Raw genomic sequence first — 12,775 nt, 5'->3', positions numbered from 1 at the left:
CAACGAATGTCCCTCGCCGACGAGAACGTCGACGAAGCGAACCCGTATCTCCGGGATCCGCCGACCGAATTCGCCCCGCTCGAGGAACTCACCGAGGCGGAGGCGGAGCGACAGGTCGAACTGCTCCGCGAGGCCGTCCGCGAGCACGATCGACGGTACTACGTCGAGAACGATCCGCTGATCGCGGATCGAACCTACGACGCGCTGTTCGCCCGCCTGCGGGAGCTCGAGGACGCGTTCGGCCTCGCCAGCCCCGACAGCCCGACCAGAAGCGTCGGCGGCGAGCCGATCGAGGAGTTCGAGACGGTCGAGCACGTCACACCGATGCTTTCGATCGACCAGAGCGGCGAGCCGGAAGACGTGCGGGACTTCGACTCGCGCGTTCACCGCGAGGTGGGTGAAGTGAAGTACGTCTGTGAACCCAAGTTCGACGGCGTCTCGATGGAGTTCGTTTACAAGGATGGCCGTCTCGAGCGGGCGGTCACCCGCGGCGACGGCCGCGAGGGCGACGACGTGACGGCAAACGCCCGCACGATCGGTTCCGTTCCGCAGAAGCTGCACGGCGACCACCCCGACTTCCTCGCGGTGCGCGGCGAGGTCTACATGCCCAAGGACGCCTTCCAGGCGCACAACCGCGAGCGGATCGAACGCGGCGAGGAGCCCTTCGCCAACCCGCGGAACGCGACCGCGGGGACGATCCGCCAGCTCGATCCCGCCGTCGTCGCCGACCGTCCCCTCGAGGTCTTCTACTTCGACGTCCTCGAGGCCAGCGACCTCGAGGACAGCCACCGCGAGGAACTCGAGCGCTTCCCCGAGTGGGGGCTGCGCGTGACGGAGCACGTCGAGGTGGTCGACGACATCGACGACGCCATCGCGTACCGCGACCGCATGCTCGAGACCCGCGACGACCTGAACTACGAGATCGACGGCACCGTCATCAAGGTCGACGACCGCGAGGCCCGCGAGGAGTTGGGTCGGACGGCGCGTCACGACCGCTACGCCTTCGCCTACAAGTTCCCCGCCCGCGCGGAGGTGACTCCGATCGCCGACGTGGCGGTTCAGATCGGACGAACGGGGCGGGTGACCCCTGTCGCCCTGCTCGAGCCGGTCGATGTCGGCGGCGTCACCGTCTCGCGGGCGAGTCTGCACAACCCCGAGGAGATCGCCGAGAAGAACGTCGACGTCGGCGACACGGTCCGCGTCCAGCGGGCGGGCGACGTGATCCCGTACGTCGAGGAGGTCGTGGAGAAAGGAGCGGAGAACGACCCCGAGAGTAACTACGAGCTGCCCGACCACTGTCCCGTCTGCGACAGTGCCATCGAGCGAGACGGCCCGATGGCGTTCTGTACGGGCGGGCTGGCGTGTGACGCCCAGCTCCGCCGATCGATCGAGTACTACGCGAGCGACGACGGGCTCGACCTCGAGGGGTTGGGCGAGAAGAGCGTCCGCCAGCTCGTCGACGCGAGTCTGCTCGAGTCCGTCGCGGACCTCTACGAACTCGAGCGCGAGGACCTGACCGTCCTCGAGGGGTGGGGCGAGAGAAGCGCCGAGAACCTGATGGCGGAGATCGATTCCGGTCGGGAGCCACCGCTCGCGGATTTCCTCTCGGCGCTCGGCATCCCCCATGTCGGCCCGACTACCGCTCGTGAACTGGCCCGCGAGTTCGGCACGTTCGAACGAGTTCGGGAGGCCGCAGCGGACGAGGCCGAGTCGCTCGAGGGCGTCGACGACGTCGGCGAAACTGTCGCCGGACAGATCCACGACTTCTTCGCGAGCGAGGCCAACGCCGCTGCCGTCGACGCGATCCTCGAGCACGTCTCACCACAGGAGTCGACACTCGAATCCGGCGGCGACGAACTCGAGGGGCTGACGTTCGTCTTCACGGGCTCGCTCGAGGATAGTACGCGAGACGAGGCCCAGGAGACCGTCGAGGCCCACGGCGCGAACGCCACGGGCAGCGTCTCGGGGAACACGGATTACCTCGTCACCGGCGAGAGTCCGGGCCAGACGAAGCTCGACGACGCCGACGCCGAGGACGTACCGGTGCTCGAAGAAGGGGAGTTCCGGGAACTGCTCGCGGAGCGGGGGATCGAACTCGGGTAGCGTGAATTATTTATTTGAATATTTGTGTGAAAATGATGTTCCGTACAAGGTAAGTAGGTGTCAGCGCAGCAATCGACCCCTCCGATAGCTGCCAAGAGGAGCCTGCTGAGTACAAAAGACAGAAGACGAGTTCAGCACGACGGTTTCGTTCGTTTCACACCGTCCTCGTTGTTCGGCGTCTGAAGCCGGTCAGCACTCCTCGTCGTCGGTCACGGTTAGCGTGCCGGTTTCGGTTTCGCCGTTCGCGGTGACGGTCCAGTCGTGGTCGCCGGGGCCGAGGTCTCGGCTCATGACGCCGTAATAGGCGGTCTCAGTCTCGCCGGGTTCCAGTTCGAGTGGGAGCGGTTCGTCGATGGGGCCGATGTCGAACTGCCCGTCGACCGAGACCGTTTCGTCGCCGTGGTTCGTCACCGTGATGCAGAAGTCGGCGGCGTCCTCGCTCGGATCGGCCGTCTCTTCGTACGGAATCGAGTCAGGTGCGGACACCGAGAGGTCGAGATCGGCTTCGTCCGTGGGTTCGTCGTCAGCTTCCTCTTCGTCTTCTTCGTCGTCGTCGGCCTCTTCCTCGTCTTCTTCGTCCTCAGGAGGTTCGTCTGGCTCCCCGACATCCGGAGCCCATGCACGGACCTCAACCAAATCCGGATCAGCAGGACACTCCTCGATCCCTCTTAGACTCAGAGAGATGGATTCGCCGGGCTCGAGTTCTTCTGGCCTCTCATGAGTGTTGCTGTCATTCACCCGGCCTTCGAAGTAAATCGTGATCGCCTCGTCATCGGTCACGTTTTCAGCTTCAAACTCGATGTGACAGTAGTTCGAACCATCTTCCTGCTCGTCGAGGTAGTACTCACCCGACGATAGCTCGAGTCGTTCTTCGACATGTTCGTCGTCTCCGTAAGCGTTCTCTGCAATCTCATACACATACTCGACCTCGACGTCCTGCGGCTCTGCTTCCTCGTCTTCGGAATCTTCCTCGTCTTCATCGTCCTCGGATCGAAGCGCCAACAACTCTCCATGGCGGCTGACGTAGACGGTGTTCTCGTCGGCTGTGAGTGCTGTCGACGGGCCGCCGCCGGCAGTCCATTCGCGCTCGTCGAAGACGTAGCGCCACTGCTCGTCGCCAGTCTGGAGATCGGAGGCGACGACCCTGTCTTCGTCCTCGCTCTCTTCGGGACTGTCTTGGACGGGACTCGGTCCGTAGAGCACGACGGCCGTGTTTCCGACGACCTGTGGCAGGCTCTGGGGGTAGTCCATCTCCCACGCCCGTTCGCCGCCGGCCGAGAGATCGTATGCTGCGATGGTGTTGTGGCGGGTGGCGCCAAAGTACCAGCCCCCGTTAAACGTCTGGTCGACTGATGGATGTACGCCGCCGAGGTTCTCGGCGCTCGAAACGGAGACTAGAAGCGTCGAGTCGTAGGGTGGTTGGACGCCAAGATATCCGGAGTCCGCGATAACAGAGCTGACTCCGTCTATGGGACCAACGACCTCTCTCGTTTCGCCCGTCGCCGGATCCAACCCGACGGCTTCCCGCCCCCATGAGTCGGCCTCGAACACGTAGACCCAGTTTTCATCGGTGTCACCCATGCTCAGCGACTCGAGCGTCTCTTCTTCGGGATCTCCTCCATTTTCTCGCTCGACCGTCAGCTCGTCGCGCTGCCAGACGACTGAACCGTCCTCGGTGTCGAGCGCGTAGACCGTCCCCTCGGAGGAGGTGTAAACCATGCCGTGGTCGACTGCCATCCCGTCGCTCTCGACCTCGCTTTCCCACTGGGTCTCCCCGGTCTCGACGTCAAGCGCGTGAATTCGATCACCGACGACGTAGACCGTCTCTCCGTCGACCGCGGGCGTCCCATCGGTTCCGACGCCACTGGTCTCCCAGAGGAGTGAGCCGTCCGCCGTATCAATCGCGTACACGGTGCCGTCGCTCCCCGTGTAGAGCCGGTCGCCCTCGACGGTCGTCGACTCGATATCGTGGGGGCCGTCGTACCGCCAAGCGACCCCGTCCGGGCGCGTGAAGTCCGCACTTCCGTCCCCACCCTCGCCACTTTCCTCGTTGCTCTCGCCGTGTTCGTCCGCGGCCGTTGACAGCGACCCAAACAGTCCAGTCACTCCAAGAGCTGTTCCCGATACGAGCAGTTTCCGCCGGTTGAATCTCGGCACAGTTAGAAACTACCGCATATTGGTATGAATTGGAGGGCTTGCACAAGCCGGTCTCCAGTACAAATAGACGGGCTGTGCTGAACGGCCGCTATCCCGTGCCAATCGACTTTCGGAGGAAACCACATCCCCGCTGTAGATTCAGCACGGCCTCCCCCAACATATCCAGTAGTTGATAAAAAGAGACAGTGTTGGAGGACCTCGTGGTCGTCGAACGTATCGTCGAGAGCGACGGCATCCGGGTCCCAAACGCCGTACCGATCCTGATACGCCTGATTTGTGTTTTGCGAGCTCCGTCGCCTACCCCTCTTCGGGAAGTCGACTTGAAATCGATTCGACCGCCTCGAGCCCCTGTACTTCGCCCTCCCGCTCCGGCAGCGTTACGATCTCGAGGTCTGGAAACGTCTCACGGATCTCGGCCACGCGCTCGGTGTGTCGCTCGTACCGCGACCGACAGCGCGAACAGTCGTCCTCGGGATCCTCGAAGACGCGGTTCACGACGAGGCGATCGACCCGCACACCGGCATCCCGGAGCTTCTCGACGAGGCGTTCGGATTCGGCGATCGCCATCCCCTCGGGAATGAGGACGACCCGGAACTCCGTCCGCTCGGTGTCGAGCAGCAACTCCCGAGAGCGCTCGAGGCGGTCCCGGAACGCCTCGAGGTCGGCCCCGTCGTCGCTCCCCCCGAACATCGACATCGGACCCAGCATCGCCGAGCGGGCCGCGGTGCCGATCCGTCTGGCCTGCCCGCGCAGCGAGCCGAGCGTCTCGAGGAACGGGCCCGCGACCGCGGGCGTGTCGAACAGCCGAAGCGTGTGGCCCGTCGGTGCGGTGTCGAAGACGACGACGTCCCAGTCGCCCGAGTCGACGTACTCCACCAGGAGATCGAGCGCAGCGATTTCGTCGCCACCTGCGGGCGTCCCGGCGGCGAAGATCCGCTCGACCTCGTCGTCGTCGAGCCGGATGCCGGCGCTTCGCAAGTCGGCCGCGAGCGCCCGCGCGAGCTCCTCGTAGCGCTCCTGGCGCGTCTCGGGGTCTATTTCGGCGGCCCAGAGGTCGGCACTCTCCTCAAGTTCGGGCGCTCCCTTGGAGTCGGTCTCGAGGGAGGGGGCGGTTCCGCGCTCGAGTTTTCGGGGTTCGGGACCGAGATCGGCCTCGAAGGAGTCCGATAGCGAGTGTGCGGGATCCGTCGAGACGACGAGCGTCTTCTGTCCCCCGTCGGCCAGTTGGGTCGCCGTCGCGGCCGCGCAGGTCGTCTTCCCGACGCCGCCCTTGCCGCCGTAGAAGATACAACGTGTCATTCGGAGTTGAGTACTGGCGGCGCGACCCTAAGTATCCCGTCACGACAGCGAGAAAGTCTCGAGAACGAATATTTCGGAGGGGATCGTTCCCGCTCAGAGGTCGACTCGGTCGAACCGGTAGAGCGCAACGGCGATCGGGACAACGATCCAGAACACCAGGATCAGGAGCGCGAACCAGTCCTGCAGGAAGAAGGGGAGCTCGCCCCCGAACATCTCCTCGTTGAGTTGGGCCTGAAGCTCGATCATGTCAGTGTCCGTGACGAGCGTCAGCGTTCGGCCGTAGGCCTCCCCGGGATCGAGGTTCACGACGAAGTACACCCAGTCGGGGAGGCGCTCGAGTTCGACCTCCTGGCCCTGCATTTCGGTCGTGTAGCTGATCGTCTCGAAGAAGGGAACCCCTCGATCGGCCAGCAGCGACGCGACCGACGTCAGCGCGTTCCAGACGACGTAGAAGAGGATGAAGACGCCGAACATCGCCGCGCCGGCGATCGTCGTCGACCGGGTTAGCGAGGACAGGGAGACGGCGATACTGGTGTAGGCGATCCCGTAGACGATCGACACCAGGAGCAAGCCGACGTAGTCGGCGACGTCGAACCCGCCGAGCAGGACGGCGACGACGGCCGCAGCGAGGACGAACCCGATGGTAAGCGACAGCGACAGCACCGCCGAGCGCCCGATGAGCTTCCCGAGCAGCACGTCCTTGCGCGAGTGGGGGAGGGAAAGCAGGATCTTGATACTGCCCGATTCGCGCTCGCCGGCGATGGCCTTCCAGCCCAGGATCAGCGCGATCAGCGGAATGATCAGCCGCGTGATCTCGCTGACGAAGCCGACGAGAACGTCGGTCGTCGCCCCCTGTGCGGCGATGTCCTCGCCGAAGTAGGAGACGACGCCCGTCGTCGCGACCAGCAGCGTGAAGAAAAAGAGGCTCAGTCCCCAGAACAGCCACGAGCGAACCGAGTCCTGGAAGTCCTTCTTCGCGACGGCGCGGACGCTCTCGAGGTTGATCGAACTTGAGGGCGCCGTCGTCCCGCGGTCGGCCGTTCCGGTTCCCGTCTCCGACTCGGACTCGGTACTCATCGGGCGCCCACCTCCGTCGTATAGGACTGGAAGACCTCCTCGAGCGACGCCTCGGAGGTCGAGAAGTCACGGACCTCGAGGCCCTGGTTCTCGAGCGCCGAGAGCACGTCCGTCTTCGAGCCGTCGACCCGGACCGCGAGCGTCGGCGGCGCCTCGCTCTCGACGGTGGCTTCGGAGACGTCGGGCAGCGAGCGGACCGCCTCGATGGCGTCGTCGTCGAGTCGATCGACGGTGACCCGCAACACCGTCCCGTCGCTGACCGACTCCCGCAGGCCCGCGACGGAGTCGACGGCGACCATCTCGCCCTCGCGGAGGATGCCGACGCGGTCACAGACGGCCTCGACCTGCTCCATGATGTGACTCGAGAAGAAGACCGTCGCACCCCGCTCGCTCTCCTGGCGGACGATCTCGCGCATCTCGCGGGCGCCGTTGGGGTCCAGTCCCGTAGAGGGCTCGTCCAGGATGAGGAGTTCGGGTTCGCCGACGAGCGCCATCGCGAGCATGAGCCGCTGGGCCATCCCCTTCGAGTAGCCGCCGGCCTTCTTGTCGATCGCGTCGGCCAGATCGACCCGCTCGAGCAGTCGCTCGGGGTCGTCGTCGACGCCCTTCGAGTCCATCGCGAACTCGAGGTGTTGCCGGGCGGTGAGTCGTTCGTAGGTCCGATACCCCTCGGGGAGAACCCCGGTTCGCGAGCGGATCTCGCGGCTGTGAGTCTGTGCGTCGAGTCCGAGCACCTCGACTCGTCCCGCCGTCGGACGGACGAAATCCAGGAGGACGTTGATCGTCGTCGACTTGCCGGCCCCGTTCGGACCGAGGAAGCCGAACACCTCACCCTCCTCGACCTCGAAGGAAAGGTCGTCGAGCGCGAGGGTCTGACCGTACGTCTTGGTCAGCCCGTCGACCGTGATAGCGGGCATGGTTGGTGGCCGAGTGAAGACACCGTTTCCCGATAAGGGTTGCCACTCGACGTACTATTCCGGGTCGGTTTCGTGGAAAAATTCTGAATCAGATCGGCTCGTCGGGATCGTAGTTCGACGCGGTTCGATCGGCCTCCGTCGCGTACCGGTCGCGGGTCTCCTCGTCCGCGACGGCCTCGAGCTGGTCTGCCGAGAGCTCCTTCGCGGCCGTCACCCCCGACGCGGCCGACGCAGCCAGCTCCCGTCGGTAGATCGACTCGCCGTCGGGCGTCGCGTACGTCAGCGTCACCAGTCCCTTGTCGTCGTACTCCCGCTCGACCAGCCAGCAGCGGATCTCCTCGCTCATACTCCGGTCTGGTGGGTCCAGCACCGAGAAAGTACCGCGTCCGCTCCGGCAGTCGACTCGAACCGATCCCGAGTCGGAGCGGTCGACGAGCCCGCCGTCCGTCGACCGCGAGGAGTCAGGCTGAAACCCCCCGCCGCCCTAGGCCCGCTGATGAACGCCGAGGGGGTTCGCGAGCGCGCGCCGTCGTTGCCGCGGGAGCCGGGCGTCTACCAGTTTCGTACCGGAGGGACGACGCTGTACGTCGGGAAGGCAGTCGACCTCCGCAGTCGGGTTCGGTCCTACGCCGACCCGCGAAGCGCCCGCATCCGACGGATGGTCGATCGTGCCGACGAGATCGAGATCGCCGTCACCGACACCGAGACCCAGGCGCTGTTGCTCGAGGCGAACCTCATCAAGCGCCACCAGCCCCGGTACAACGTCCGGCTGAAAGACGACAAGTCCTACCCGATGGTCCAGCTCACGAACCACGAAGCCCCGCGGATCGAGATCACGCGCGACCCCGACGAGTCCGCCACGGTGTTCGGCCCCTACACGAGCAAGCGACAGGTCGAGATCGTCGTAAAGGCACTGCGGGAGACCTACGGCGTCCGGGGCTGTTCCGATCACAAGTACTCCGGACGGGATCGACCCTGTCTCGACTACGAGATGGGTCTCTGTACGGCACCGTGTACCCGCGAGATCGACCTCGAGAGCTACGACGAGGACGTCACCGCTGTCGAGCGCTTCCTCGAGGGCGAGACCGGGATCCTCGCCGACCCGCTGCGACGGGAGATGGAGGCTGCCGCCCAGGACCGGAACTTCGAGCGCGCGGCGAACCTGCGGGATCGCCTCGAGACCGTCGAGGCGTTCCACGGGGAGGGTGGCGAGGCCGTCCAGTCGACCGGCGACGAGCGCGCAGTCGATGTCCTCGGCGTGGCGATCGAGGGTGAGGATGCCACGGTCGCCCGCCTGCGCGCCGAAAACGGGAAGCTCGTCGATCGGGATCGACATACGCTCGAGGCGCCCGGCTCGGAGCCGGGTGACGGCACCGACGCGATCGAATCGGGAGGCGTCCCCGCCGTCCTCGCAGCCTTCCTCGTCCAGTACTACGCCGAACGGGACCTCCCCGACGCCCTTCTGTTGCCCGAGCGCCACGGCGACGACGAGGTCACGGCCTGGCTCGAGGCCGAGGGCGTCTCCGTGCGGGTTCCGGGTGCGGGCCGCGAGGCGAAGCTCGTCGATCTCGCGCTGAAGAACGCCCGGCGCAACGTCGGCGGGCGCGACGAGTGTGCCATGCTCGCCGACGCCCTCGAGATCGAGTCGGCCGAGCGGATCGAGGGGTTCGACGTGAGCCACGCCCAGGGGAAGTTCGCGGTGGGAAGCGACGTCACCTTCGTCGACGGCAACGCCGAGAAGGCCGACTACCGTCGGAAGAAGCTGACCGACGAGAACGACGACTACGCGAACATGCGGACGTTGCTCGAGTGGCGCGCCCGGCGAGCCGTCGAAGGTCGGGACGACCGACCCGATCCAGACCTATTGTTGATCGACGGCGGCGAGGGTCAGCTCGAGGCGGCCCGCGACGCGCTCGAGGACGTCGGCTGGGAGCTGCCCGTCGTGGCGCTCGCGAAGGCCGAGGAGCGCGTCGTGACGCCAGACCGGAGTCTGTCGTGGCCGGACGACGCGCCCCACCTCCACCTCCTCCAGCGGGTTCGGGACGAGGCCCACCGCTTTGCGGTCCAGTACCATCAGACGATCCGCGACGACGTCTCGACGGTGCTGGACGACGTCCCCGGGATCGGACCCGAGACGAGAAAGCGACTGCTCGGCCGCTTCGGCAGCGTCGAGAACGTTCGCGAGGCCAGTCCGGAGGACCTCCAGAGCGTCTCCGGAGTCGGCGAGAAGACGGCAGAGACGATCAAATCACGGCTGTAGCGGCGGCGTTAGTAGCGGATCGCGGCGTCGAGGATCCCGGCGGTCTGGCCGAACCCGACCGCGACGAGTCCCGCGGTCGCGATCGGATCGGTGGCAGCGACGGCGCCGACCGCGTACGCGACCGCACCGAGGCCGCAAGCCGCGGCTCCGCCGAGATAGATCCACGTTCCCTTCGGGACGCGCCGTCCCGTGTCGACGAAGCCGACGGCCGGGAGGAGCATCCAGCCGAACAGCGCGATCCCTTGGAGGGGGGCGGCGACCGGCTCGAGCAGGAATCCCACCGTTCCACACAGCGTCACGAACAGGCCGACGACGATGAGTCGCCACCAGACGAGCAGCGTCCCGCGCCGCATATCCGATCGGCCACTCACCGCGAACACGGCCAACAGCGCACTCATGACGACGTGTGCGATGAACAGCGTCCGGACGGCGACGACGCCGAGGTGCGCTGCGACGACGAACGTCCAGGCGAGCGGTACCAACACCGGCGGTCCGAGTTCGCGGGCGCGACGGAGCACGGCGGAGAGTCGTGTTCCGTCCGTATGAACCATCGGGCCTCGAGCGGCGGACCGGCGAGGGTGTCGATCCCGACGAGCGGTGGTCGGTCCGATCGGGGGACAGCGTTTTGCGCTCCGACCCCGATTGGTACTACGTGTCTAACGACGACTCGATCGACGACCTGCTGGACGAACTCGACAGCCACGGCGACCTCGAGGCGGCAGAGCAGTTGCTGTCGATCCGCATGGAGAAGCGGCGGTACGGCAAACCGGTGACGATCGTCGAGGGGTTCGACCTACCGAAGTCGGAGCTCAAGTCGGTCGCCTCCGATCTCAAATCCTCGGTGGGAACCGGCGGTACCGTCGACGGGGGGCGGATCGAGCTCCAGGGCGACCACCGCGACCGCGTGCCGGAGCTGCTTCGCGAGCGCGGGTTCAACGTCGAAACGTAACTGCGATTGGATCGGTACAACTCGAGTTGCGAGTACAGCTTTGGTCCTCGCTACCGTAGCGCGCGGCATGGAGATCAGACCGGCGACGGCCGACGACCGCGAATCCCTTCGCGAACTCGCCCGCGAGACCTGGCACGACACCTACGACGAGCTCTCGAGCGAGGTCGTCGATGAGACGATCGACGACTGGTACGGCGACGAGGAACTCGAGCGAGCGCTCTCGGAGCCCGGAACGGCGGTGCTCGTCGCCGAAAGCGACGGCGAGATCGCCGGCTTCACTCACGGCGTCGTACAGGGCGAGGAGGGCGACGTCCTACGGATGTACGTCCACCCCGACCACCAGCGCGAGGGAGTCGGCACGGCGCTCCACGATCGACTCCGCGAGGATCTCGAGGACTTCAACATGAGCCGGATGCGGGCGATCGACCTCGCCTCGAATGAGGGCGGTCGGGCGTTCTACGAGGAACTGGGCTTCGAGCGAACCGGCGAGGGCGAGGTCGAGATCGGCGACGAGATGCGTCGGGAGGTGGTGTACACGCTCGAGCTGTAGCGATGTCGTTCTGTTAAAGGGATGCTTGCATGCTCACCGGTCGGATCGAAGTAACCGGTCGGCATGAGGGTGTGAAGAGTTAGCACAATGAGCACGAAAGCGCCCACCGAAGCGGACATTCTCCGCCCGATCAAGAACACCACGACGACGTACTTCCTCCTGTTCGGCGTCGCCGGTTTGGCGCTCCTGATCTTTCTGATCGGCTGGGCCTACCAGCTCGCCGAGGGGCTGATCGTTACCGGCCTCTCGGACTGGGGGACTGGGGGTGGGGTTACTTGGGGCGTCTACATCGGGGCGTTCATCTGGTGGGTCGGGATCGCCCACGGCGGGATCATCCTCTCGGCGGCCGTCCGACTACTGGGGATGGACCGGTACATGCCGGTCGCTCGACTGGCCGAACTCCTGACCATCGCGGGGCTCTCCGCGGCGGGCTTTTTTATCCTCGTCCACATGGGTCGCCCCGATCGTATGGTCACGAGCGTGCTCGGTCACTACCACATCACCGTCCACGCGTCGCCACTGGTGTGGGACGTGACCGTCATCACGGCCTACTTCGTGCTGACGGCGACGTACCTCGGACTCACGCTCAGGTATGACGTCTCCCGACTGGGCGACCAGCTGCCGGATCGCTTCGATCCGATCTACAGGGGACTGACGATTGGCTACAGCGAGCGCGAGGACGAGATCGTCCAGCGGATGGTCTGGTGGCTCGCGCTCGCGATCATCATCATGGCGCCGCTGTTGCTCCACGGGGGCGTGATCCCGTGGCTGTTCGCGGTGTTGCCGACGTACCCGATCTGGTTCGGCGGCGTGCAGGGACCGCAGTTTCTCACCATCGCGCTGACCTCGGCGATCAGCGGCGTCATCCTGCTGTCGTTCGCCTTCCGCCGGGCCTACGACTGGGATCACATCATCACCGACGACGTCTTCCGGGGACTGCTGCTGTGGCTCGGCTTCTTCTGCCTGCTCTTTCTCTGGCTGCAGCTCCAGCAGAACGTGGCCGGCGGCTTCTTCCCGCCCGTGGACCTGGACGTCGCGGCGACCGCGCGGCTCGCACACCCGGTCTACCTCCTCTCGATGGGGCTGGTCTTCGGCGTCCTCGCGTACATCTTCGCACAGACGATCCGGCCGGCGCTGTTCTCTAAGGGAAGAGCCATCGCTGCGGCTCTCCTCGTGTTGTTCGCGACGCTGATCGAAAAGGTGCTGTTCGTCGTCGAGGGCTTCTTCCACCCTAGCTTCGAGATCTACGGAGCAACCCCGGGAACGTACTTTCCGAGCCTGATCGAGTTCGCCTCGATCACGGGGACGATCGGGATGGTCGTCCTCTTCTTCCTGGGCGTCGCAAAGGTCGTCCCGGTCGTCGAGCTCCACGCGGTCGAACACCTCCGCGGCGATCACGGTGAACACGACGCCCGTCCCGAACGCGCCGATCACACCGAACACGAGTGAGGGCGTCTCGGAGG

11 protein-coding genes are annotated in these 12,775 nt (G+C 65.6%); 5 read left to right on the top strand and 6 right to left on the bottom strand.

All coding sequences use genetic code 11. The features are described from left to right. The first annotated feature begins 6 nt into the window (after positions 1-6). Positions 7-2,103, top strand: coding sequence for an NAD-dependent DNA ligase LigA (gene ligA, locus QA600_RS04220; RefSeq protein WP_278290712.1), 2,097 nt, complete (start codon positions 7-9; stop codon positions 2,101-2,103). A gap of 189 nt (positions 2,104-2,292) precedes the next feature. Here the strand turns inward: ligA and QA600_RS04215 are convergent, their stop codons facing one another. The 5 genes from QA600_RS04215 to QA600_RS04195 form a co-directional block, all read right to left on the bottom strand. Then, positions 2,293-4,209 (bottom strand): PQQ-binding-like beta-propeller repeat protein, encoded by a 1,917-nt coding sequence (locus QA600_RS04215; protein WP_278290711.1) that lies wholly within the window; start codon positions 4,207-4,209, stop codon positions 2,293-2,295. A gap of 348 nt (positions 4,210-4,557) precedes the next feature. Further along, positions 4,558-5,559 (bottom strand): TRC40/GET3/ArsA family transport-energizing ATPase, encoded by a 1,002-nt coding sequence (locus QA600_RS04210; RefSeq protein WP_278290710.1) that lies wholly within the window; start codon positions 5,557-5,559, stop codon positions 4,558-4,560. A gap of 93 nt (positions 5,560-5,652) precedes the next feature. After that, complete coding sequence (locus QA600_RS04205) at positions 5,653-6,636, bottom strand: ABC transporter permease (RefSeq protein WP_278290709.1); 984 nt, start codon at positions 6,634-6,636, stop codon at positions 5,653-5,655. Further along, entirely contained in the window at positions 6,633-7,553 is a 921-nt protein-coding gene (locus tag QA600_RS04200; RefSeq protein WP_278290708.1) for an ABC transporter ATP-binding protein, read from the bottom strand. The genes QA600_RS04205 and QA600_RS04200 overlap by 4 nt, the downstream gene beginning before the upstream one ends. 88 nt (positions 7,554-7,641) lie before the next feature. Then, the gene (locus QA600_RS04195; protein WP_278290707.1) at positions 7,642-7,899 is read right to left on the bottom strand and encodes a hypothetical protein; all 258 of its coding nucleotides are present in this window, start codon (positions 7,897-7,899) and stop codon (positions 7,642-7,644) included. Positions 7,900-8,049: 150 nt separating this feature from the next. Between QA600_RS04195 and QA600_RS04190 the strand changes: the two genes are divergently transcribed. Continuing rightward, positions 8,050-9,813 carry an excinuclease ABC subunit C gene (locus QA600_RS04190; RefSeq protein ID WP_278290706.1) on the top strand — a complete coding sequence of 588 codons (1,764 nt, stop codon included), beginning with the start codon at positions 8,050-8,052 and terminating at the stop codon, positions 9,811-9,813. An 8-nt stretch (positions 9,814-9,821) separates the two neighbouring features. Here the strand turns inward: QA600_RS04190 and QA600_RS04185 are convergent, their stop codons facing one another. Next, the gene (locus QA600_RS04185; protein ID WP_345782007.1) at positions 9,822-10,331 is read right to left on the bottom strand and encodes a hypothetical protein; all 510 of its coding nucleotides are present in this window, start codon (positions 10,329-10,331) and stop codon (positions 9,822-9,824) included. A 134-nt stretch (positions 10,332-10,465) separates the two neighbouring features. Here QA600_RS04185 and yciH point away from each other — a divergent pair, with 134 nt between their 5' ends. The 3 genes from yciH to nrfD all read left to right on the top strand — a co-directional run bounded on the left by yciH (position 10,466) and on the right by nrfD (position 12,761). Further along, on the top strand, positions 10,466-10,762 hold the full coding sequence (yciH, locus tag QA600_RS04180; RefSeq protein WP_278290704.1) for a stress response translation initiation inhibitor YciH: 297 nt from the start codon (positions 10,466-10,468) through the stop codon (positions 10,760-10,762). Between the two features lie 67 nt (positions 10,763-10,829). After that, complete coding sequence (locus tag QA600_RS04175; protein WP_278290703.1) at positions 10,830-11,312, top strand: GNAT family N-acetyltransferase; 483 nt, start codon at positions 10,830-10,832, stop codon at positions 11,310-11,312. 87 nt (positions 11,313-11,399) lie between these two features. Then, the gene (gene nrfD / locus QA600_RS04170) at positions 11,400-12,761 is read left to right on the top strand and encodes an NrfD/PsrC family molybdoenzyme membrane anchor subunit (protein WP_278290702.1); all 1,362 of its coding nucleotides are present in this window, start codon (positions 11,400-11,402) and stop codon (positions 12,759-12,761) included. Positions 12,762-12,775: the final 14 nt, after the last annotated feature.

It is taken from the genome of Natronococcus sp. A-GB1, from assembly GCF_029688845.1.
In the GTDB taxonomy this organism is placed as follows: Archaea; Halobacteriota; Halobacteria; order Halobacteriales; family Natrialbaceae; genus Natronococcus.
The sequence above is the reverse complement of the archived record's forward strand: the minus strand, read 5'-3'. Positions and strand labels throughout refer to the sequence as shown.